Source organism: Streptomyces sp. NPDC058674 (assembly GCF_042716505.1).
GTDB lineage: Bacteria > Actinomycetota > Actinomycetes > Streptomycetales > Streptomycetaceae > Streptomyces.
The window spans coordinates 135,268-155,552 of the sequence record NZ_JBHXSC010000004.1 but is presented as its reverse complement, the minus strand read 5'-3'; the positions used below and the strand labels follow the sequence as shown (position 1 = coordinate 155,552).

Sequence of the window (20,285 nt, the reverse complement as noted above, 5' to 3'; positions counted from 1 at the left end):
ACCCGTGGTCGAGCAGCACACCCCGCGATCCCTGATCGTCACGTTCTACGGAGCCTACGGGCGGGCCTTCGAGGGCCCGGTCCCGGTGTCCGCGCTGGTCCGCCTGCTGGGCGCGGCCGGCGTGGACGCCCCGTCGGTCCGCTCCTCGGTGTCCCGGCTGAAGCGGCGCGGCTTCCTGCTGCCCGCGCGCGCGGGCGGCGGCGCGGCGGCGTACGAGCTGTCCGAGGAGGCCCGGCAGCTGCTGGACGACGGCGACCGGCGGATCTACGGCGGCGGCGCGCCGTCCGACGGTTGGCTGGTGGCGGTCTTCTCGGTGCCGGAGCAGGAGCGGAGCAAACGGCACCTGCTGCGCTCCCGGCTGGCGCGGCTCGGCTTCGGCGCGGTGGCGCCGGGCGTGTGGATCGCCCCCGCCGGGCTGGCCGAGGAGACGGCGCACACCCTGGACCGGCTGCGCCTGACGCCGTACGTGGAGCTGTTCCGCGGCGACCACCTGGGCTTCGCCCCGACCTCCGAGGCCGTGGCCCGCTGGTGGGACCTGGCGGCGCTCGCCAAGCAGCACGAGGAATTCCTGGACCTGCACGAACCGGCCCTGCGGGCAATCCAGTCGGGTTCCGAGCCGACGCCGCAGGAGGCGTACCGCGGCTACCTCCTCGCCCTGGACAGCTGGCGCCGCCTGCCGTACGCGGACCCGGGCCTGCCCCGCGAGCTGCTCCCGTCGGACTGGCCGGGCGACCGGGCGGCGGCCGTCTTCGCCGAGCTGCACGCGCGGCTGCGGGATGCGGGCGCGCGGTACGCGCAGCCGTGAGCGGCGGTCCGGCGCCGCACCCGGGCGCGGGGGCCGGGCGTCAGCCGCGTCCCGCGGGCGGGGGGCGGCTGCCCGCCCGGTAGGGGGCGGGCCAGGGGGCGGCCGGTCCCCCGTAGGACTGCTCGGCGGCCGCGTGCAGGGTCCAGTGGGGGTCGTACAGGTGCGGCCGGCCCACCGCGCAGAGGTCAGCCCGCCCCGCCAGCAGCAGGGAGTTCACGTCGTCCCAGGAGGAGATCGCGCCGACCGCGATGACGGGGACGCCGAGCGCGTTGCGGATGCGGTCGGCGTGGGGCGTCTGGTACGAACGCCCGTACTCGGGGCTCTCGTCCGCGACCACCTGGCCGGTGGAGACGTCCACGGCGTCCGCGCCGTGGGCGGCGAAGGCGGCCGCGATCTCCACGGCCTCCTCGTCGGTGGTGCCCCCGGGGGCCCAGTCGGTGGCGGAGAGGCGGACCGTCATCGGGCGCTCCGCGGGCCAGACGGCGCGCACGGCGTCGAAGACCTCCAGCGGGAAGCGCAGCCGGTTCTCCAGGGGGCCGCCGTAGGCGTCGGTGCGGTGGTTGGTCAGCGGTGAGAGGAACCCGGAGAGCAGGTAGCCGTGGGCGCAGTGCAGTTCCAGCAGGTCGAAGCCGCAGTCCGCGGCGCGGGCGGCGGCGGTCTCGAAGTCGGAGCGCACGGCGTGGAGGCCGGCGGTGTCGAGGGCCCGCGGGACGGCCGAGACGCCGGGCCGGTAGGGCAGCGCGGAGGCAGCCACCAGCGGCCAGTTGCCCTCCGGCAGGGGATCGTCCATGCCCTCCCACATCACGCGGGTGGAGCCCTTGCGGCCCGCGTGGCCGAGCTGGACGCCGAGCGCGGTGCCGGGCGCGGAGGTGTGGACGAAGCCGGCGATCCGCTTCCAGGCGTCGGCCTGCTCCTGTGTGTAGAGCCCGGCGCAGCCCGGGGTGATCCGGCCCCGTGCGCTGACGCAGACCATCTCGGTCATGACGAGGGCGGCGCCGCCGAGCGCCCGTGCGCCCAGGTGCACCAGGTGGAAGTCGCCGGGCACCCCGTCCCGGGCGGCGTACATGTCCATCGGCGAGACGACGACGCGGTTGCGCAGGGTCAGCCCGCGCAGGGTGAACGGGGTGAACATCGGCGGGGTGGGAGGCTGCGGGGGGCTCCCGTCCGGGCAGCCGAAGTCCCGCTCCACGGCGCGGGTGAACCGCTCGTCGCGCAGCCGCAGGTTGCCGTGGGTGACCCGGCGGCTGCGCGTGAGGAGGTTGAAGGCGAACTGCCGGGCCGGCTGGCCGGTGTACCCGGCGAGCTCCTCGAACCAGCGCATGCTGGCGGCGGCCGCGCGCTGGGTGCTGGCGACGGCCGGCCGCCGCGCGGCCTCGTAGGCGGCGAGCGCGGCGGGTACGTCCGGGCCGGCGGCCCCCGCCCCGGCCGCGCCGAGCGCCTCGGCGAGGGCGAGCGCGTCCTCCACGGCGAGCTTGGTGCCGGAGCCGATGGAGAAGTGCGCGGTATGGGCGGCGTCGCCGAGCAGCACCACGTTGCCGTGCGACCAGCGCGCGTTGGTCACCGTGGGGAACCGCGTCCACGCGGACCGGTTCCCGCGCAGCGGTCGCCCGCGCAGGGCCTCGCTGAAGACCTTGGCGCAGCGGGCGGCCGATTCGTCCTCGTCGCACCGGTCGAGTCCCGCCGCCCGCCAGACCTCCTCGCGCATCTCGACGATCACGGTGGAGGCGCCGGACCGGCCGTGCGGTCCGGCGGGGTCCGCCGCCGTGGGGCGGCCCCGCGCCGGGCGGGCGTACGGGTAGGCGTGCAGCTGCATGACGCCGTGCTCGGTCTCCGCGATCTCGAAGCGGAAGGCGTCGAGGGCGAAATCGGCGGCCAGCCAGACGTAGCGGCACCGGCCGGCGGTCACGGTCGGCCGGAAGTGCGCGGCCCCGGCCGCGCGGATCGCGCTGTGCACCCCGTCGGCCGCGACCACCAGGTCGTACCCGGCGCACAGGGTGCGGGCGTCGGGGGCGTCGGTGCGCAGGCGCAGCCGGACGCCGAGGTCGGCGCAGCGCTCGTGCAGGATCTCCAGGAGCCTGCGCCGGCCGAGGGCGGCGAATCCGTGGCCGCCGGAGGTGAGCGTCCGCCCGCGGTGCACGACGTCCACGTCGTCCCAGCGGACGAACTCGGCGCTCAGGGCCGCGTGGACCGCCGTGTCGGCCCGCTCGATGCCGCCGAGGGTCTCGTCGGAGAGGACCACGCCGAAGCCGAAGGTGTCCTCGGGCGCGCGTCGTTCCCAGAGCTCCACCCGGTGCCCCTGCCGGGCGAGCAGTGCGGCAGCGTACAGTCCGCCCGGTCCCCCGCCCGCGACGGCGACCCGCAGGGCGTACCCGGTCATCCGGCTACCTGCCCTTCCACCGGGGCGGCCGCTTCCCGGTGAAGGCCGCGTGGAACTCCGCGTAGTCCTGTCCGTTCATCAGCAGCGCCTGGGTGTTGGCGTCGAGTTCCACGGAGGCGGCGAGCGGCATGTCGAGCTCGGCGGTGAGGAGCGCCTTGGTCTGCGCGTAGGCGAGGGCGGGTCCGGCGGCGAGGTGCGCGGCGAGTTCGGCGGCCCGTACGTGGGCCTTGCCCTCCTCGGTGAGCTCGCTGAGCAGGCCGATGCGCTCCGCCTCCGGGGCGCGTACGGGCTCTCCGAGCATGAGCAGCCGGGTGGCGTGGCCGAGGCCGACGACGCGGGGCAGCAGGTAGGCGGCGCCCATGTCCCCGCCGGAGAGCCCGACGCGGGTGAAGAGGAAGGCGAAACGGGCGGTGGGGTCGGCGATGCGGAAGTCGGCGGCGAGCGCGAGGACGGCTCCGGCGCCGGCGGCGACCCCGTGGACGGCGGCGATCACCGGGAACGGGCACTCCCGGACGGCCCGGACGACGTGGCCGGTCATCCGGTTGAAGTCGAGGAGCTGGGCGGTGTCCATGGCGAGGGTGGCGCCGATGATCTCGTCCACGTCCCCGCCGGAACAGAAGCCGCGGCCCTCGCCGCCGAGCACGAGGGCGCGCACGGAGCGTTCGCGGGAGAGTTCGGCCAGCAGATCGCGCAGGTCGGCGTAGGCGCCGAAGGTGAGCGCGTTCAGCTTGTCGGGGCGGTCGAAGGTGACGGTGGCCACGCCGTCCTGCCGGGTCACCCGCAGGTGGCGCCACCGTTCGGTCGCTGTCGTGGAACCGGTGAAGGGGCTCACACGCTCGACGGTATCACCGCCCCGTGACTGCCGTCACGAAAACGCGACACCGTGAAGGGCGGGCCGCCACGCGCCCCGAAGGTCCCGTCCGGCCGGTCGCCCTGGTCCCGCGCGTTTCGGACGGGGTGCCCTACGGTCCGTCGTTTCCACTTCGTATCGTTGAAAGCGGACCCATTCCCTTCGGAGGGCCCGCCCCCTCCCCGAACGACCCCACGGAACGGACGGACCTGCCGTGCCCGACGCCTCCGCCTGGCGGATCGCCCTGCCGCACACGGCCGCCGCCGTGCCCATGGCCCGGGCGCTCGTCCGTACCGCCCTCGCGGACCTCGCCGAACCGTCGGCCGACAGCGACACGGCGGAGCTGCTGACGGCGGAGCTGGTCGCCAACGCCGTCGAGCACACCGCCGCGGGGGCTCCGATCGAGCTGGTCGTCGAACTGCTGGCGAGCGGCTGCCAGGTCGAGGTCCACGACGGCGATCCGCAGCCGCCCGGCGGTCTCTCGGCCCGCGCGGACGACTGCCCTCCCGATCCGTGGCAGGAACACGGCCGCGGGCTGCTGCTGATCCGCGCCCTGAGCTCCGCCTGCGGGCACCGCCGTACCGCGGCCGGCAAGGCCGTGTGGTTCACCCTGCCCCCGCGGGGCGCGCCGGCATGACTATGCGGCGGGCCCGGCGAGGGTGGCGACCAGCACGGCCTTGATGGTGTGCAGCCGGTTCTCCGCCTCGTCGAAGACGACGGAGTGCACCGATTCGAAGACCTCGTCGGTGACCTCGAGGGAATCGAGCCCGTGCCGCTCCAGGATTCCGCGGCCCACCTCCGTGCCGAGGTCGTGGAAGGCGGGCAGGCAGTGCAGGAACCGCACGTCCGGGTTGCCGGTCGCGCGCAGCACGTCCATGGTGACGGCGTACGGGGACAGCGCCGAGATCCGCTCGTCCCAGACCTCCTTGGGCTCGCCCATGGACACCCACACGTCGGTGGCGACGAAATCGGCCTGGGCGACCCCCTCGGCCAGGTCCTCGGTCAAGGTGATGCGCGCCCCGCTGGCGGCCGCGAGCTCGTGCGCGCGGGCCACCACGGACGCGGCCGGCCAGTAGGCCTCGGGCGCGACGATCCGTACGTCCATGCCCAGCAGCGCGCCGGTGACGAGGTAGGAGTTGCCCATGTTGAAGCGGGCGTCGCCCAGGTAGGCGAAGGCGATCCGCTCCAGCGGCTTGGCGCTGTGCTCGGTCATGGTGAGGATGTCGGCCAGCATCTGGGTGGGGTGCCAGTCGTCCGTCAGGCCGTTGAAGACGGGCACGCCGGCGTGGGCGGCGAGCTCCTCCACGGCGCGCTGGCTGTCACCCCGGTACTCGATCCCGTCGAACATCCTCCCGAGGACGCGGGCGGTGTCCTTCACCGACTCCTTGTGGCCCATCTGCGATCCGGACGGGTCCAGGTAGGTGGTGTGGGCGCCCTGGTCGGCGGCGGCGACCTCGAAGGCGCAGCGGGTGCGCGTGGAGGTCTTCTCGAAGATCAGGGCGATGTTCCTGCCCTGGAGCCGGCGCTGCTCGACGCCGGCCCTCTTGGCCGCCTTGAGCTCGGCGGCGAGCTCGATCAGACCGCGGAACTCGGCGGCGGTGAAGTCGAGCTCCTTCAGGAAACTGCGGCCGACGAGGTCGGTGGCCATGGCGTCGCTCCAGCGTGACGATAACAGGGAATGCTGGAAGTCTATACGACGCCTTGTATTGATATACAGGCCCGGGGTGGTCTCAGACGGGGTCCCGTTCGACCGGGCAGCTCATGCAGCGCGGGCCGCCCCGGCCGCGGCCCAGCTCGCTGCCCGGGATCTCGATGACCTCGATGCCCTCCTTGCGCAGGTGGGTGTTGGTCGTCACGTTCCGCTCGTAGGCGACGACCACCCCCGGTTCCACGGCCAGCACGTTGCACCCGTCGTCCCACTGCTCCCGCTGCGCCGAGTGCACGTCCTGGGTGGGGGTCAGGACCCGGATCGAGTCCAGCCCGAGGGCCGCCGCGATGGCCCGGTGCATGTGCTCCGGCGGGTGGTCGGTCACCTTGAGCTCCTGCGCGCCGGCGCCCGGCTCGATCGTGTAGGAGCGGAGCATGCCGAGCCCCGCGTACTGGGTGAACGTATCTCCGTCGACCATCGTCATCACCGTGTCCAGGTGCATGAAGGCCCGCCGCTTGGGCATGTCGAGGGCCACGATGGCGGTCGCCGATCCGGCCGCGAACAGGCCCCGCGCCAGCATCTCCACGGCCTGCGGTGTGGTCCGCTCGCTCATGCCGATCAGCACGGCGCCGTTGCCGATGACGAGCACGTCCCCGCCCTCGATGGTCGAGGGGTAGTCCTCCTGCCCCCGCGACCAGTAGGGGAAGGGGCCGCGGGAGGTGAAGAGCGGGTGGTGCCGGTAGATCGCCTCGAAGTGGACGGTCTCGCGCTGCCGGGCCGGCCAGCGCATCGCGTTGACCGACACCCCGTCGTAGATCCACGCCGAAGTGTCCCGGGTGAAGAGGTGGTTGGGCAGCGGCCCCAGCAGGAAGTCGTCCAGCTCCATGGCGTGGAAGCGCACCGACACCGGCTCGGCGTGCCGCTCCAGGAACTCCCGCTTGGTCGTCCCGCCGACGAGCGCCTCGGCCAGCTCCGCCGAGCCGAGCCCGTCGTGGACCGCCCGCAGGTGGTCGGTGGCGAGCGGACCGTACTCCTTCTCGTCGAAGACCCGGTCCAGGACGAGCCGCCTGGCCTCCGGGATCTCCAGCACCTCGCGCAGCAGGTCGCCGAAGAGGTGGACGGCCACCCCCCGGTCGCGCAGGACGTCCGCGAACCCGTCGTGCTCCTGGCGGGCCCGGCGCACCCACAGCACGTCGTCGAAGAGGAGCGCGTCCTTGTTGCCCGGCGTGAGCCTCTTCAGCTCCAGGTCGGGCCGGTGGAGGATGACGCGGCGCAGCCGCCCGGTCTCGGAGTCGACGTGGAATCCCATGCCGTACACGTTCCCAGACCGGGCGGCTCTTTGACGTGGCGTCGGCCGGGCAGCCTCAGCGAAGGCCGAGAAGCGCGGTCGGGGCGCCGGTCAGTTCGGGGGCGATCACACCCAGCTTGGGCACGGTCAGGTTCGGCAGCCCGGAGTTGGAGGCGTCCGGCATGGTCAGCGGAGAACCGGCCACGAGACCGGGGGTACGGGCGCGCATGGTGGTCGCCGGCGCGTCCAGGGAACCTTCGCCGTCCGTCTCGGGCTTGCCCAGCAGGTTGGGCACCGGCGAGGTGACGAGGGTGTTGCCGAGCTCGGTCCCGAGCGGGATCGTCGGGAGCAGGGGGGTCGGCAGCATGTCCCCCGTGTGGTGCCGGGGGACGTCGGGCGCCCCGACGACCGGCACCGGCACGCCGGTCGCGACGCGGGGGGCGTCCACGCCCAGCGTCGTCTCGACTGCCTCCAGCGGGACACCGACCGGGACCGAGTCGGCCACGGCCGGGGTGGCCGCGCCGGCCGCGGCCATACAGGTCAAGAGTGCCGCAATGCTTCCGCGCGCGGTCATCTTCATAGGTGACGTTCCGTCCTTCCAGGGTCTGCGGACATTCCGCTGTGCTGGATGAACGATCCCGCCGGTGGTTTTCCCGGAGTTCTCCGCGAAAGTTCCCCCATACGACCTAATTCACGGCCGTACGGGGGTCCTTGCTTTACGGCAGGTGCTGTCCAGCACGGCCCGGCGGGGCGCTCCGGCTCAGAGCCGGGGGTCGACCGGCTCCGACTCCAGGGCGAGCACCGCGAAGACCGCCTCGTGGACCCGCCACAGCGGCTCCCCGGCCGCCAGCCGGTCCAGCGCCTCCAGCCCGAGCGCGTACTCCCGCAGTGCCAGGGAGCGCTTGTGGCCCAGGAACCGCTCGCGCAGCCGCTCCAGGTGGTCGGGGCGCGTGTACTCCGGACCGTAGATGATCCGCAGGTACTCGCGCCCGCGCACCTTGACCCCGGGCTGCACCAGCCGGCCCTTGCCGTCCCGGGCGTACGCCTGGAGCGGCTTGACCACCATGCCCTCTCCCCCGGCTGCCGTCAGCCGCGACCACCAGTCGGTGCCCGCGCGCACCGACTCCTCGTCCCCGGTGTCCACCAGGACGCGTCCGGTGCGGCGCAGCAGCCCGGTCCCGGACGCCTCGTCCGCGGCGACGAGGCGGTCCAGCCAGAACAGCTGCTCGTCGTGGGGCACGGCTGCCAGCGAGCGGCCGGCCGCGGCCAGCAGCTGGAACGGCGCGAACCGTACGCCGTCCAGTCCGTCGGTGCTCCAGCAGTAGCGGCGGTACGCCTCGGTGAAGGCGGCCGCGTCCGCGGCCCGGCCGCGCTGGCGCTCCAGCAGCACGCCGGTGTCGACGCCCCGGCCGGCCGCGGCTTCCAGGGCGCCGATCGCGTCGGGGAAGACGGCGCGGGAGGCCGCGCCCACGGCGGCGTACTGGCTGCGCAGCAGGCCGCCCGACTTCAGCGACCAGGGCAGGAGTTCACCGTCGACCAGCAGCCAGTCGGTGTCCAGCTCCTCCCAGAGCCCGGCGTCGGTGACCGCCGCGCGCAGCCGGGCGAGGACCTCCTCGGTGACCTCGGGCTCGCGGAAGAAGGCCCGCCCGGTACGGGTGTACACGGAACCCGTCGGGCCGTCGACGCCGAACCGCTCGCGCGCCGCGCCGGCGTCCCGGCAGACCAGGACGGTGGCCCGGGAGCCCATGTGCTTCTCCTCGCAGACCACTTGGGCGACGCCGTCCTTGCGGTACTGGGCGAAGGCCTCGGCCGGGTGCTCCAGGTACCCCTCCTCGCGCGAGGTGGCCGTCGGCGCCATCGTCGGCGGCAGGTACGGCACCAGCCGGGGGTCCACCGCGAAGCGGCTCATGACCTCCAGGGCGGCGGCCGCGTTCTCCTCCCGGACGGTGACGTTGCCCAGGTGCCGGGTCTGGACGATCCGGCGCCCGTGGACGTCGGCCAGGTCGAGCGGGCGGCCGTCGTGGCCGCCCGGCGCCTCGGCGGCGAGCGGCTTGACCGGCTCGTACCACACCTTCTCGGCCGGTACGTCGACCAGTTCGCGCTCGGGCCAGCGCAGGGCGGTCATCCTCCCGCCGAAGACGGCTCCGGTGTCGAGGCAGATCGTGTTGTTGATCCAGGCGGTGTCCGGGACCGGGGTGTGGCCGTAGACCACGGCGGCCTTGCCGCGGTAGTCCTCGGCCCACGGGTAGCGCACGGGCAGGCCGAACTCGTCGGTCTCCCCGGTGGTCTCCCCGTACAGGGCGTGGGAGCGGACCCGGCCGGAGGTCCGGCCGTGGTACTTCTCCGGCAGGCCGGCGTGGCAGACGACGAGCCGGCCGCCGTCGAGCACGTAGTGGCTGACGAGACCGCGGATGAACTCCCGCACCTGCTCGACGAACTCCGGGGGCTCCTGCTCCAGCTGCTCGATCGTCTCGGCCAGTCCGTGGGTCCGCTGGACGGTGGAGCCCTTCAGGTGGCGGCCGAGCTTGTTCTCGTGGTTGCCGGGCACGCACAGGGCGGCGCCGGAGGCGACCATGCCCATGACGCGGCGCAGGACGCCCGGACTGTCCGGCCCGCGGTCGACGAGGTCGCCGACGAAGACGGCGGTGCGCCCGTCGGGGTGGACGCCGTCCTCGTAACCGAGCTTGGCGAGCAGGGTCTCCAGCTCGGAGGCGCAGCCGTGGACGTCACCGATGATGTCGAAGGGACCGGTGAGGTGGGTGAGGTCGTTGAACCGCTTCTCCAGGACGACCTCGGCGGTCTCCGCCTCCTCGACGGTGCGCAGGACGTGCACCTTGCGGAAGCCCTCGCGCTCCAGGCCGCGCAGCGAGCGGCGCAGGTCGCGGCGGTGCCGCTGGATGACGGCGCGGGGCAGGCCGGCCCGGTCGGGGCGGGCCGCGTTGCGCTCGGCGCAGACCTGTTCGGGGAGGTCGAGGACGATCGCGACGGGCAGCACGTCGTGTTCGCGGGCCAGCCCGACCAGCTGCCGCCGCGCCTCGGCCTGGACGCTGGTGGCGTCGACGACGGTGAGGCGGCCGGCGGCCAGGCGCTTGCCGGCGATGTAGTGCAGGACGTCGAAGGCGTCCTTGCTCGCTCCCTGGTCGTTCTCGTCGTCGGCGACCAGGCCGCGGCAGTAGTCCGAGGAGATCACCTCGGTGGCCTTGAAGTGCTTGCGGGCGAAGGTGGACTTCCCCGATCCGGTGGCCCCGATCAGGACGACGAGGGACAGGTCGGGGACGGGAAGTACGCGGTGCCGGGCGGTGTCCGCGGAGGTGTCGGTGGTGTCTGTGGTGCCGGTGGTGTCGGTGGTGTCGGTCATGCTGCCTCGCCCTCCTTCGGGGTGTCGGTGCCGGTCGCGGTGCTGTCGGTTCCGGTGTCGGACCGGGTGAAGACCGCCATCTGGGTCGGCGGTCCGACCTCGGGGTCGTCGTCGCCGACGGGGACGAACCCGACCCCGTAGCCGTGCCGCTGCGCGACCTGCCCCGCCCACGCCCGGAACTCCTCGCGGGTCCACTCGAAGCGGTGGTCGCCGTGGCGGACGTGCCCGGCGGGCAGGGTCTCCCAGCGGACGTTGTACTCGACGTTCGGCGTGGTCACGAGGACCGTGCGGGGACGGGCCGAGCCGAAGACGGCGTACTCCAGGGCGGGGAGCCGGGGCAGGTCCAGGTGCTCGATGACCTCGCTCAGCACGGCCGCGTCGTAGCCCGCCAGCCGCTTGTCGGTGTAGGCGAGCGAGCCCTGGACCAGTCGGACGCGGGAGCTCTGCCGCTCCCCCATCCGCTCCAGGCGCAGCCGCTTGGCCGCGAGGTTCAGCGCCCGCACGGAGACGTCGACACCGACGATCTCGGTGTACGCGGGGTCCTTGAGCAGCGCCTGCACCAGCTGGCCCTGGCCGCAGCCGAGGTCCAGCACCCGCCGGGCACCCGCACCGCGCAGGGCCGCGAGGATGGCCTCGCGCCGCTGCACGGCGAGCGGGACGGGCCGCTCCTCCGTGTCCCTGTCCTCATCGACGGCGTTGTCGAGGTCCTCGACCTCACTGCCGTCGGCCTCGGCGAGCCGGACCAGCTCCAGGCGCTCCAGCGCGTCCCGGGTCAACCGCTTGTGGCGGGCGAGGTAGCGGGAGCTGATCAGGGCGTTCTCGGGGTGGGCGGCGAGCCAGCCCTCCCCCGCCCGCAGCAGCTTGTCGACCTCGTCCGGGGCGATCCAGTAGTGCTTGGCGTCGTCGAGCACCGGCAGCAGCACGTAGAGCTGGCGCAGGGCGTCCGCGAGCGCCGGCTCCCCCTCCAGCACGAGCCGCACGTACCGGGAGTCCCCCCACTCGGGGAACCGCTCGTCGAGCGGCAGCGGCTCGGCCCGTACGAGGTCCCATCCGAGCGGACCGAACAGCCGGTGCACGAGGTCGGCGCCGCCGCGGGCGGGCAGTACCGGGATCTCGATCCGCAGCCGCCTGGTCTGTTCCGGAAGGTCCGGCCGGGCGGTGCACCGGCCGTTGAGCGCGGAACGGAACACCCCGCCGAGCGCGACGGCGAGCAGGGAGGAGGCGGCGTACGGCCGGTCGTTGACGTACTGCGCCAGTGCGGTGTCGGGCGCTCCGCCCCGACCCTTGCCCTGACCGCGCCGCACGAGCGCGACGGGGTCCACCTCCAGCAGCAGGGCCGCAGTGCACCGCTCGGCCGTGGCCTCGGGGTAGAACACGTGGGCGGTGCCGTGGGAGGTGGAGAACGCCTGCACCTTGCCGGGATGCTTGTGCAGCAGGAAGCCCAGGTCGGTGGCGGGTCGTTCGGGGGAGCCGGTGGTGGAGATCGTCAGGAACACACGGCCGATTGTTGCCGGTGGCCGTCCCTGTCTGCCTGCTATTTTCCGCGGTCCCGGATTCCGGGCGGGCGGGCGGACAGCTCGGCGATGCGGTCGGGTCCGATGCGGCAGCAGCCGCCGATGAGGCGGGCTCCGGCGTCGTGCCAGGCGGCCGCGGACCAGCCGGCGGGGACGGCCGGGGCGTGCCAGGTGGCGGTGGCCGCCTCCCACACCGATCCGTCGTTGGGATAGGCCACGAGCGGCGTCCGGACGGCCCCGGCAGCCGCCCCGGCCGCGGCCGCGGCCGTCCGCAGGGCGGGCAGGACCTCCGCCGGGTCGCAGCAGTTGACCCCGAGCGCGATGACCTGCGGCGACCCGGCGGCGAGCGCGAAGGCCCCGGACAGGGGCGCGCCGGAGCGGGTGCGGCCGCCGGCGGCCGTGTAGGCCAGCCAGGCCGGGGCGCCCGTCTCCGCGAGCACGGTGAGCAGGGCCTCGGCCTCGTCGGGGTCGGGGACGGTCTCCAGCGCCAGGACGTCGGGCCCGGCGGCGAGCAGGGCCTCGACGCGGGGGCGGTGGAAGGCGGCGAGCTCGCGCACGGTCAGCCCGTACCGGCCGCGGTACTCGGAGCCGTCCGCGAGCACCGCCCCGTACGGCCCCACCGAGGCGGCCACCCACACGTCGTGGTCGGCGGCCTCGGCCGCGCGGGCGGCGAGGTCGACGCTGCGGTGCAGCAGCGCGGTGGTCGCGCCGCGGTCGTACCCCCGGGCGGCGAAGGCCTCGTAGCCGATCTGGTAGCTCGCGGTGGTCAGCACCTGCGCGCCGGCCCGCGCGTACGCCGTGTGGGCGGCCGCCACCTGGTCCGGCTGCTCGGCGAGCACCCGGGCCGTCCACAGCCCCCCGGACAGGTCGCAGCCCTGGGCGGCGAGCTGGTTGCCCAGCCCGCCGTCCAGGATCACGGTCCGCCGTGCCAGTGCCTCGGCGAGGGGGCCGGACGCGCGCGTCATCGGTGCCGTCCCCCCTCAGCCCAGCTGGGACAGGACCCGGGCGGAGATCAGCTCCAGGTGGTCGAGGTCGTCGAGGTCGAGGAGCTGGAGGTAGACGCGGGAGGAGCCGACGGCGCCGTAGGCGCCGATCTTCTCCACGACCTCGGCCGGGGAGCCCGCCAGGCCGTTCGCCTTCAGCTCCTCCACGTCACGGCCGATGGCGGCGGCGCGGCGGGCGACCTCGGCGTCGTCCTTGCCCACGCACACCACGAGGGCGTTGGAGTAGACGAGGTCCTCGGGCTTGCGGCCGGCCTCCTCCGCGGCTTCCCGGACCCGGCCGAACTGCCGCTCGGTGTCCGCGATCGACGCGAACGGCATGTTGAACTCGTCCGCGTAGCGCGCGGCGAGCCGCGGGGTGCGCTTGGCGCCGTGGCCGCCGATGAGGACGGGCACCTTGGCCTGCGCGGGCTTGGGCAGCGCCGGCGAGTTCTCCACCCGGTAGTGGCTGCCCGCGTAGTCGAAGGTCGAGCCCACCTCGGTGGCCCACAGGCCGGTGACGACGGCCAGCTGCTCCTCCAGCCGGGACATGCGCTCCGCCGGGAAGGGGATGCCGTACGCCTTGTGCTCCTCCTCGAACCATCCTGCTCCCAGCCCCAGTTCGACCCGGCCGCCGGACATCTGGTCGACCTGGGCCACCTGGATGGCGAGCACGCCGGGCAGCCGGAAGGTCCCGGCCGTCATCAGGGTGCCGAGTCGGATGCGCTCGGTCTCGCGGGCCAGGCCGGCGAGGGTGATCCAGGCGTCGGTGGGGCCGGGCAGCCCGTCCGCCGAGCCCATGCGCAGGTAGTGGTCGGACCGGAAGAACGCGTCGAAGCCCAGGTCCTCGGTGGCCTTGGCGACGGTCAGGAGGGTGTCGTAGCTCGCACCCTGCTGGGGCTCGGTGAAAATGCGAAGATCCATGCCCCCATCCTGCCCTTCCCGCCCGGCCGGGTGAATCTTCGACGCCGACCTGTCGCAGCTCGACGCCGACCTTCAGCCCGGCACGGACCGCACCGCGGACGGCCGGAGCACCCCCGGCTGGTCGCACTGACCACACCGCACAGGTCCCGCCGCGCGCGGCGGGACCTGTGCGGGCGGCCCGGGGTGGTCGCCTCAGGCCACGCCCGAGGCGGAGCCCCGCTCCCGGACCGTCATCCGGCGCAGGATCGCCCGGACCCGGTCGCTCGACTCGTCGGCCGCGTCGATCGACTCGATGCACTGCCAGTACAGGGTTTCGTCGTCCGTCCCGCAGGCCACCCCGACCAGGGCTATGCCCACTTCTCCGAGCAGGGCCTGGAGCCCGAGCAGCGCCTGCCGGACATCCACCACCCCGGTCAGCTGAGCCGCCCTCGGCGGCTGCTCGGGGGCGCTGCCCTCACCTTGCAGCGCGGCCCGGTCGAGCACCCCGCACCCTCTGCTCCCCGCCTCACCCAGTCCTCGTGCCTCCGCTCTCATCTCCGGCGGTCCGGTGACCGCCAAGTAGCCTCCCACGCCCTGCGCGAGTGCCTGGGCCTGCCAGGCCTCGCCCACGATGTCCCACGCAGCCCCACTCTGTGCCAGCGCGTGCCGGCCGGCCGCGATGAGCCGTACCGCATCCATATGCCGTCCCCCGTCCGCACGACATCCCGCCGTTCCCATCACTACCCAGAGTGAGGGCAACGGGCCAGTAAAGCCAGGGGTATTCGGAAATTGTGGACAGAAACGTGATTGTGGACGAGTCCATCACTCCGAAGAGTGACGATTTGGCATCTGAGGGCCCGTCACGGGGAAGCGGAGCTCGTTCCTCTCGATCTTCGCTGCGAGCGCGTCCAGCACGTCCACCCCGAGCACCTCACAGAACTGCAGGAGGTACGCGAGCACGTCCGCGACCTCATCGGCCACCCGGTGGGCGGTGTCCGGCTGCTCCATGACCTTCGCGGACTGCTCGGGCGTCAGCCACTGGAAGATCTCGACCAGCTCCGCCGCCTCCACGCTCAGCGCCACGGCCAGGTTCTTGGGCGTGTGGTAGGGGCCCCAGTTCCGGGCGGCGGCGAAGCGGGCCAGCTGTCGCTGGAGCCGGTACAGCCGCTCGTCGTCGTGCGGCTCGGGCATGTCGTTCATGGGGTCAGGTCTACCACCGAGACGCCGTCGAGCCCACGGGCCCCGGGGGCGGCCGACTCCCCCACGGCGCCGACCAGCCGGACGTGGCCCCGGCCGCAGGACAGCAGGGCCAAGCGCAGCAGTTCGGCGCTCTGGCGGCGGTCCAGCCCCCGGTCGAGGTCATCGGCCAGCACGGTCAGCGCCTGCCGGGCGGAGAGCAGTTCGGCGGCCGGGTCCATGGCGAGCACCCCGGGTCCGGTCAGCAGGACGAGGGCGAGGGCGAGGAAGCGCAGCTCGCCCGAGCCGAGGCGGCCGAGCTCGGTGGGGCGGCGGTCCGGGCCCCGGTCCAGCACGGCGGTGAGGCGCCCGTCCGCGCGGGCCTTCACCTCCAGTCCGGAGACGGGCCCCGCGCAGCCGGCCCGGGCCGCCCCCGCCAACAGCGCGTGGCGGGTGCCGCATTCGTGGCGGGTGCGGCGCAGCACGTCCGCCAGGTTCGCGCAGTCGCCCAGCAGCCGGCCCTCCCCGGACGGGACGGCCGCGCGCATCCGGTCCGGGCGGGGGTCGCAGGGGAACACCGAGCGCAGCGCCACCACCACCTGCTCGGCGGCGGCCAGCACCTGCCGCTGGCCGGCGGTGGAGCCGGCGACGCGCAGCGGAAGCAGCGCCGTGCCGAGGCGGTCGTCGGGGAGCGGGGCCCGGGTGACGCCGATGGCGCCGCCGGTCAGCCAGGCCGCCTGCACGGAGCTCCGGGCGGGGTCGCGCAGGGCGGTGGACAGCAGGATCCGCCCGTCCTGCGAAAGCCGTTCGCCGACGATCCGCAGCGCGGGCTCCGCCTGGACGGCGAGGTCGAGCCGGACCGGGCCGACGGGGCCGTCCACCGTGCAGCCGACGCGGAAACCGAGGCGTTGCTGGGCGTCCGGCACGGCTCGCTCGGGGACCCGGGAGGAGGGGTCCGGAAAGGCCTCGTCCAGCGTGGCTCCGGAGCCGAGCGCGGCCAAGGCCGCGTAGGCCGCCAGGACCTGCGACTTGCCGCTGCCGCTGGGACCGGCGAAGAGGGTGACGGGTCCGAGGGGGAAGGCGGCCGCCCGGTGCGAACCGAAGGCGGAGAGCCGCAGCTCGGTGAGCACGGGCCGGTGCCGGACGCCCGTGCCCGCCCCCGCGGCGCCGGGCACGGCCCGGGCCCCGCCCCCGCCGTCCCGGGGCCCGCCCTGCGCGGGCACCGCGGGAACGGGTCCCGCCTCCTCCGCGGGGCGCTCCACCCCGGCGGACGCCCCGCCGGCCGGCAGGGCGGCGCGGACAGGCGCTCCGGGGGCGACGGCGGCGGGAGCCGGAGCGGGAGCGGGCACGGGGGCGGCCACACCCCCGGCCGGCGAAGTCCCGACGGCGGCGGGGCCGGTTAAGGGCCCGGCGGCAGTGGCAGCGACGGCGGGCCCGGGGGCGGCCGCCCAGTCGGCGGCACGCCCGGCCGCGGCGGCGGCGGACCCGGCAACGGCCGCCGGGGCGGCGGCACGCCCGACGTCTGCGGCGGGCCCGGGAGCGGCGGTGGGGGTGGCGGGTGGCGCTTCGGCGGCCGGGGCGGGGCCCGGCGCCGGGTACAGGGTGGCGTCCATGCGCCGGACGGTACGGGCCGCCGGACCCCCCGGGGGCCCGGCGAACCGTTACGTCGCGGCGACCTTCCTACGATCGGGGGACGGCGGCGGCCGCGATCCCCTCGACCTCGGTCCCGACGGGGGCCAGCAGGAAGACGTTGCGGTCCACCCGGTGCATCCCGCTGCCCAGTCCGAAGACCACGCCGCTGCTGAAGTCCAGGATGCGCTTGGCCACTTCGCCGTCGGCACCGGTGAGGTCCAGCAGCACCGGAATCTGCGCGATCAGGTACTCGGCCACCTCTCTGGCATCCGCGAAGACCTGCACCCGGATCACCACGAAGCGGCGCTGCTCCGCCGCGGACGTCCCGGGCGCCGCGGGGATCGTCCGGTGGTCCACCCGCGAGGGCCACTCGTTGCGACTGCGCAGGGGGACCACCTGCGCGAGCCCCTCCCACTGCTCGTCGGTGACGTCGTACCTGCTCACCGGACCGCCTCGGCCCTGCGCTTCATGTGCATCCCCCCATCCTCTCGCGTTTCACCCGTTCAGCCCAACAACGACACGACTGCACCCGATACACCCCCGAGTCGAGTTAGGTTAGGTTAGGCATACCTAACCAAGTCGCCTCGGGACAATGGAGAGATCCGCATGCGCAACTCCGGTGCACCCGCCCACCCGGCCGTCCACCCCGCGCCCGCCACCCGGCCCACCGACGCCGAGCGGGTCCGCTCGATCCTGGCCGCCGCCCACTCCATGACCGTGGTCGTCGACGGCCGACGCACCGAGGTGCGCCACCTCGACGGCACGGACGTCCTGGGCCGGCTGCACCTGCACCCCGCCGCCCCCGCCACGGGCGGCCCGCTCACCGCTCTGGAGGACGAACGGCCGCGGATTCGCCTGGAGTTCACCGATGTGGCCCCCATTCCCGTACGCGACCGGGTGCGCGCCCGGGTCACCGTGCTCGGGCGGCTGCTCACCCCCTACGCGGAGACGGCCACCGGGGACAGCACCTGCGTGGAGTACGGCCAGGCCGTCCTGGAGACGCCGGACGGCTTCTCGTACATCGGCCTCGAAGAACTCGACGCGGCCTGCCCCGACCCCCTCGCCCCGTACGAGGCCGGCATGCTCACTCACCTCCTCGACGACCACGGGGACCTCGTCACCCTGCTCCTGCGCCTGGTCGATCGGCTGCCCAGCGCCGCGGTACTGCGCGCCCTGCCGGTGGCCATGGACCGCTACGGGATCACCCTGCGGCTCGAAGAGCGGCGCGGACACCACGACGTACGGCTGCCCTTCCCCTCCCCGCTGGACCGCGTCGAGCAGTCCGGCACGCAGATCCAGGCGCTCTTCAGCGCGGCCCGGCGGCGCTCGCACCGCAACACCCTCCCGGCCTGAGACGTGCCCCGGGAATAGCGGCGCGCGACGCGCTGTTGCCGGGGATCATGAAGGCCATCACGTACGACGCATACGGAACCGCCCCGCATCTCAAGCTCGTTGACGTCCCCGAGCCCAAGGTCGGGCCGGGCGAGGTCCTCGTCCGCGTCAAGGCCGCCGGGGTCAATCCGGTGGACTGGAAGATCGCCGCCGGATACCTCGACCCGATCCTGGAGGTCCGCCACCCCGTCATACCCGGCTGGGACGTGGCCGGGACCGTCGAGGCCGTCGGCCCCGACACCTTCGACCACGCCGTGGGCGACGAGGTGTACGGCTATCTCCGCAAGGAGTGGGTCGAGCTCGGCACCTACGCCGAGCTGGTCTCCGCCCCCGTCCGCGCCCTCGCCCGCAAGCCGCGCGAGCTCAGCTTCGAGCAGGCCGCGGGCCTCCCGCTGGCGGGGCTCACCGCGTACCAGTCACTGACCCGCGTCGGCCTCACCGCCGGCGAGACCGTCGTCATCCACTCCGCCGCCGGCGGCACCGGCTCCTTCGGCGTGCAGATCGCGGTCGCCCTCGGCCTGCGCGTCATCGGCACGGCGGGCGCGCACAACCACGACTACCTGCGCTCGCTCGGCGCCGAGCCGGTCCTGTACGGGGAGGGCATGGCCGACCGGATTCGCGAGCTGGCGCCCGAAGGCGTGGACGCCGGCCTCGACTTCCACGGCGACGACGTCATCGAGCTGCTCCAGTCGCTGGTCAAGGAGCGCAGCCGGGTGGTGTCCATCGCCGACTACGACGCCGCGGCCAAGGGCGCGCACCAGCTGTGGGTGCGTCCGGACACCGCCGACCTCACCTTCCTGGCCGAGCTCGCCGACTCGGGCAGGCTGACGGTCAACATCGCGCACGCCCTGCCGCTCGCGGACGCCGCCGAGGCGTGGGAGCTGAGCGCGAAGGGGCGCACCCGCGGCAAGATCGTCCTCACCGTCTGACGGACTGACGGGCTGCCGCGCCCGCCCTCCGCAGGAGGGGTGGGCGCGGGCCCCGTCAACCGTCGCCGGCGAGGGATGCGTCGGGGGCGCGCTCGCTCATACGGCCTCCCGCGCGTACCGGTTGGCAGGGCGGGCCAGTCCGTAGTTCTCGCGCAGGGTGCGGCCGGTGTACTCCGTGCGGAAGAGGCCGCGGCGCTGGAGGATCGGTACGACGTGGTCGACGAAGTCGGTCAGACCGGTGGGCAGGACGGGGGCCATGATGTTGAAGCCGTCGGCGGCGCCCTGGGTGAACCACAGCTCCAGCTGGTCGGCGACCTGCTCGGGGGTGCCGGCGAAGACGCGGTGGCCGCGGCCGGCGCCGAGGCGGGCGATCAGCTCGCGCAGGGTGAGCCCGTCGCGGCGGGCCAGTTCGGCGACGAGGGTGAAGCGGCTCTTGTTGCCGTTGATGTCCCGCTCCTCGGGGAGCTCGGGCAGCGGGCCGTCGAGGGGGTGCCCCGTCAGGTCGGTGCCGAGCATGCCGGAGAGCTGGGCGAGGCCGTACTCGGGCACCTGGAGGTCGGTGAGCTGCTGCTCCAGGGCCTTCGCCTCGGCCTCGGTGGACCCGATGACGGGGGCGATGCCGGGCAGGACGAGCAGGTCGCCCTCGGCGCGGCCGTACCGGGCGAGGCGGGACTTGAGGTCCTTGTAGAAGGTCTGGCCGTCGGCCAGCGTCTGCTGGGCGGTGAAGACGGCCTCCGCGTACTGGGCGGCGAACTCCTTGCCGTCCTCGGACGATCCGGCCTGGACGAGGAGCGGGTGCCCCTGCGGGGAGCGCGGCACGTTGAGCGGGCCGGCGACGCCGAAGTACTCGCCGCGGTGGGCGGCGGGGTGGAGCTTGTCGGTGTCGGCGTAGACGCCGCGTTCCCTGTCGAGGACGATCGCGTCGTCCTCCCAGCTGTCCCAGAGCCTGGTGGCGACGTCGAGGAACTCGCGGGCGCGGTCGTAGCGGAGGTTGTGCGCCAAGTGCTCGTCCTGGTTGAAGTTGCGGGCCTCGTCGACGGTGCCGGAGGTGACGATGTTCCATCCGGCCCGGCCGCCGCTGATGTGGTCCAGGGAGGCGAACTTCCGCGCGGTGTGGAAGGGCTCGTTGAAGGTGGTGGAGACGGTCGCGATGAGCCCGATGTGCTCGGTGACGGCCGCGATGGCGGAGAGCAGGGTCAGGGGCTCGAATCCACCGAGGGCGTTGTAGCGGGCCTTGCCCCAGAGGGCGAGGCCGTCGGCGAAGAAGATCGAGTCGAGCCTGCCGCGCTCGGCGGTACGGGCGAGCTCCTGGAAGTAGCGCAGGTCGGTGACGCGCTCGGGGGTGCTGCCGGGGTGGCGCCAGGCGGCGTCGTGGTGGCCGGCGTTCATGAGGAAGGCGTTGAGGTGCAGGGTCCGGGATGCGGTCATGTCTG

General features: G+C 74.0%; 18 protein-coding genes. 4 read left to right on the top strand and 14 right to left on the bottom strand.

The genetic code is table 11. The annotated features are described in order from the left end of the window. The first annotated feature begins 4 nt into the window (after positions 1–4). On the top strand, positions 5–805 hold the full coding sequence (locus ACFWU6_RS03965) for a PaaX family transcriptional regulator C-terminal domain-containing protein (protein WP_383810546.1): 801 nt from the start codon (positions 5–7) through the stop codon (positions 803–805). Positions 806–845: 40 nt separating this feature from the next. Here ACFWU6_RS03965 and ACFWU6_RS03960 read toward each other — a convergent pair whose 3' ends face one another. After that, entirely contained in the window at positions 846–3,182 is a 2,337-nt protein-coding gene (locus tag ACFWU6_RS03960; RefSeq protein ID WP_383978233.1) for a bifunctional salicylyl-CoA 5-hydroxylase/oxidoreductase, read from the bottom strand. A 4-nt stretch (positions 3,183–3,186) separates the two neighbouring features. Continuing rightward, a complete protein-coding gene (locus tag ACFWU6_RS03955) occupies positions 3,187–4,014 on the bottom strand; it encodes an enoyl-CoA hydratase family protein (protein ID WP_383810540.1) in 828 nt (275 codons plus the stop codon). 232 nt (positions 4,015–4,246) lie between these two features. Between ACFWU6_RS03955 and ACFWU6_RS03950 the strand changes: the two genes are divergently transcribed. Further along, positions 4,247–4,669, top strand: a complete 423-nt coding sequence (locus ACFWU6_RS03950) for an ATP-binding protein (protein WP_383810537.1) — start codon at positions 4,247–4,249, stop codon at positions 4,667–4,669. On the opposite strand, the gene argF is transcribed toward ACFWU6_RS03950, so the two are convergent. From argF to ACFWU6_RS03895, 11 genes are all read right to left on the bottom strand, one after another. Next, the gene (gene argF / locus ACFWU6_RS03945; protein ID WP_383810535.1) at positions 4,670–5,680 is read right to left on the bottom strand and encodes an ornithine carbamoyltransferase; all 1,011 of its coding nucleotides are present in this window, start codon (positions 5,678–5,680) and stop codon (positions 4,670–4,672) included. Positions 5,681–5,762: 82 nt separating this feature from the next. Continuing rightward, positions 5,763–6,989: an arginine deiminase gene (locus tag ACFWU6_RS03940; protein WP_383810532.1), complete on the bottom strand. Its 1,227-nt coding sequence runs from the start codon at positions 6,987–6,989 to the stop codon at positions 5,763–5,765. 55 nt (positions 6,990–7,044) lie between these two features. Beyond that, a complete protein-coding gene (locus tag ACFWU6_RS03935) occupies positions 7,045–7,503 on the bottom strand; it encodes a hypothetical protein (RefSeq protein WP_383810530.1) in 459 nt (152 codons plus the stop codon). A gap of 225 nt (positions 7,504–7,728) precedes the next feature. Continuing rightward, positions 7,729–10,326 (bottom strand): polynucleotide kinase-phosphatase, encoded by a 2,598-nt coding sequence (locus ACFWU6_RS03930; RefSeq protein WP_383978230.1) that lies wholly within the window; start codon positions 10,324–10,326, stop codon positions 7,729–7,731. Continuing rightward, entirely contained in the window at positions 10,323–11,822 is a 1,500-nt protein-coding gene (locus ACFWU6_RS03925; protein WP_383810523.1) for a 3' terminal RNA ribose 2'-O-methyltransferase Hen1, read from the bottom strand. The genes ACFWU6_RS03930 and ACFWU6_RS03925 overlap by 4 nt, the downstream gene beginning before the upstream one ends. 38 nt (positions 11,823–11,860) lie before the next feature. Further along, a complete protein-coding gene (gene mmuM, locus ACFWU6_RS03920) occupies positions 11,861–12,805 on the bottom strand; it encodes a homocysteine S-methyltransferase (protein WP_383978227.1) in 945 nt (314 codons plus the stop codon). A gap of 15 nt (positions 12,806–12,820) precedes the next feature. Further along, positions 12,821–13,744: an LLM class F420-dependent oxidoreductase gene (locus ACFWU6_RS03915; protein WP_383810518.1), complete on the bottom strand. Its 924-nt coding sequence runs from the start codon at positions 13,742–13,744 to the stop codon at positions 12,821–12,823. Between the two features lie 192 nt (positions 13,745–13,936). Further along, positions 13,937–14,422 carry a DUF6099 family protein gene (locus ACFWU6_RS03910; RefSeq protein ID WP_383978224.1) on the bottom strand — a complete coding sequence of 162 codons (486 nt, stop codon included), beginning with the start codon at positions 14,420–14,422 and terminating at the stop codon, positions 13,937–13,939. 123 nt (positions 14,423–14,545) lie between these two features. After that, positions 14,546–14,914 carry a nucleotide pyrophosphohydrolase gene (locus ACFWU6_RS03905; RefSeq protein WP_383813258.1) on the bottom strand — a complete coding sequence of 123 codons (369 nt, stop codon included), beginning with the start codon at positions 14,912–14,914 and terminating at the stop codon, positions 14,546–14,548. A gap of 5 nt (positions 14,915–14,919) precedes the next feature. Next, positions 14,920–16,074 carry an ATP-binding protein gene (locus ACFWU6_RS03900; RefSeq protein ID WP_383978294.1) on the bottom strand — a complete coding sequence of 385 codons (1,155 nt, stop codon included), beginning with the start codon at positions 16,072–16,074 and terminating at the stop codon, positions 14,920–14,922. A gap of 505 nt (positions 16,075–16,579) precedes the next feature. After that, positions 16,580–16,975: a cell division protein SepF gene (locus ACFWU6_RS03895; RefSeq protein WP_383806551.1), complete on the bottom strand. Its 396-nt coding sequence runs from the start codon at positions 16,973–16,975 to the stop codon at positions 16,580–16,582. 162 nt (positions 16,976–17,137) lie between these two features. Here ACFWU6_RS03895 and ACFWU6_RS03890 point away from each other — a divergent pair, with 162 nt between their 5' ends. Next, on the top strand, positions 17,138–17,884 hold the full coding sequence (locus tag ACFWU6_RS03890; RefSeq protein ID WP_383978221.1) for a DUF2470 domain-containing protein: 747 nt from the start codon (positions 17,138–17,140) through the stop codon (positions 17,882–17,884). Positions 17,885–17,931: 47 nt separating this feature from the next. Continuing rightward, positions 17,932–18,852 (top strand): NADP-dependent oxidoreductase, encoded by a 921-nt coding sequence (locus ACFWU6_RS03885; protein WP_383806559.1) that lies wholly within the window; start codon positions 17,932–17,934, stop codon positions 18,850–18,852. A 96-nt stretch (positions 18,853–18,948) separates the two neighbouring features. On the opposite strand, the gene ACFWU6_RS03880 is transcribed toward ACFWU6_RS03885, so the two are convergent. After that, on the bottom strand, positions 18,949–20,280 hold the full coding sequence (locus ACFWU6_RS03880) for an LLM class flavin-dependent oxidoreductase (RefSeq protein WP_383978218.1): 1,332 nt from the start codon (positions 20,278–20,280) through the stop codon (positions 18,949–18,951). Between the last annotated feature and the right edge of the window lie 5 nt (positions 20,281–20,285).